The following is a 1478-nucleotide window of genomic DNA, read 5'->3' on the forward strand; positions in this document are numbered from 1 at the left end:
TGGTGCTGGCCACCGGGTTCCGGGTGGACCGCTTCCTGCGCCCGATCGAGGTGGTCGGCCGCGACGGCGTGCGCCTCGACGACGTGTGGGCACAGCGGCCGGTCGCCTACCTGTCGGTGTCGGTGCCCGATTTTCCCAACCTGTTCATGCTCAACGGGCCCAACGGGCCCGTCGGAAACTTCTCGCTGATCGACGCGGCCGAGGCCCAGATCGGCTATCTGATGCAGCTGATCGAGCTGCTGCGGCGAGACGAACGCCGCGCGGTCAGCGCCAGCCGCGAGGCGACCAGCCGTTTCGAGGCGGAGCGGGTCGAGGCGGCGAAAAAGACCGTGTGGGTCACCGGCTGTCGAAGCTGGTACCTCGACGACCGCGGCGTTCCCGCTGCCTGGCCGTGGAGTTTCGGTCGTTTCAGGGAGGTCATGGCGCACCCGGCGCTGGCCGACTACGAACTCGCGTGACGGGGCCGTCAGCTATACCGCGTCGGCACCGGGCAGGTCAATCCAGCGGTACCGGTTCGAGGATCTCGGCGCGCGCCTCCGGGGCGCTGGCCCGCAGCGCGTCCGCCGAAGCGTCGTCGGGCTGGGCTTGCGAGAGCACCTCGGCTTGTACTCGCGCGGTGTAGGTCGCCACCTCCTCATCGATGTCGTCGTCGCCCCAGCCCAGCAGCGGCGCCACCACCTCGGCGACCTCGCGGGCGCAGTCGACACCGCGGTGCGGGTATTCGATGGAGATCCGCATCCGGCGGGTCAGGATGTCCTCCAGGTGCAGCGCACCCTCGGCGGCGGCGGCATAGGCGGCTTCGACCTTCAAGTAGATCGGTGCCGCGGCGATCGGCTCCAACAGCTCGGGCTGCCCGGCCGCCAGGTCGAGCACCCGATGGATCAGTGACCCGTAGCGATCCAGCAGATGCCGCACTCGATAGGGGTGCAGCCCCTGCTGCGACCCGACTTGCTCGGCCTGGTTGACCAGCGCGAAATAGCCGTCGGCACCCAGCAGCGGCACCTTCTCGGTGATCGACGGCGCCACCCGGGCCGGGATGTACTCGGCGGCGGCGTCGATCGCGTCGGCGGCCATCACCCGGTAGGTGGTGTACTTGCCGCCGGCGATGGCCACCAGCCCGGGCGCCGGCACCGCCACCGCGTGCTCGCGGGACAGCTTGGAGGTGTCGTCGCTCTCCCCGGCCAGCAGTGGACGCAGCCCCGCGTACACCCCGTCGATGTCGGCGCTGGTCAACGGGTTGGCCAGTACGGTGTTGACGTGGCCCAGGAGGTAGTCGATGTCGGCCTTGGTCGCCGCCGGGTGCGCCAGGTCCAGGTTCCAGTCGGTGTCGGTGGTTCCGATGATCCAGTGGGTGCCCCACGGGATGACGAACAGCACCGAGCGCTCGGTGCGCAAGATGATCGCGACCTCGCTGACGATCCGGTCCCGCGGCACCACCACGTGCACCCCCTTGGACGCACGCACGTGAAACCGGCCGC

The 1478-nt window shown here is 69.8% G+C and carries 1 protein-coding gene and 1 pseudogene; one reads left to right on the plus strand and one right to left on the minus strand.

Going from position 1 to position 1478, the window contains the following annotated elements:
- Positions 1-458, plus strand: a pseudogene (locus AC2VON_RS21495) (flavin-containing monooxygenase); the annotation flags it as partial.
- A gap of 37 nt (positions 459-495) precedes the next feature.
- Here AC2VON_RS21495 and AC2VON_RS21500 read toward each other — a convergent pair.
- A partial coding sequence (locus AC2VON_RS21500) for a glycerol-3-phosphate dehydrogenase/oxidase (protein ID WP_486954669.1) occupies positions 496-1478 on the minus strand: 983 nt, incomplete at its 5' end.

The organism is Mycobacterium sp. TH-M82, from assembly GCF_057473605.1.